Annotated in this window: 1 tRNA gene; it reads left to right on the top strand. The window is 54.9% G+C overall.

Going from position 1 to position 204, the window contains the following annotated elements:
- The first annotated feature begins 59 nt into the window (after positions 1–59).
- Positions 60–136 (top strand) — tRNA-Arg (locus GQY55_RS30915).
- The last annotated feature ends 68 nt before the right edge of the window (positions 137–204 follow it).

Genomic DNA, 204 nt, shown 5'->3' with positions numbered 1-204 from the left:
GCATCGCCTTGCCAAGGCGAGGGTCGCGGGTTCGATTCCCGTCGTCCGCTCCAATATATGCGCCCTTAGCTCAGCTGGATAGAGCATTTGACTACGAATCAAAAGGTCAGGAGTTCGAATCTCTTAGGGCGCGCCACTTTATCTGAATATCGGGATGTAGCTCAGCTTGGTAGAGCACCTGGTTTGGGACCAGGGGGTCGCATG

The organism is Paenibacillus sp. USDA918EY (genome assembly GCF_009870825.1).
Taxonomy (GTDB): Bacteria; Bacillota; Bacilli; order Paenibacillales; family Paenibacillaceae; genus Paenibacillus_AQ; species Paenibacillus_AQ albilobatus.
The sequence above is the reverse complement of the archived record's forward strand: the minus strand, read 5'-3'. Positions and strand labels throughout refer to the sequence as shown.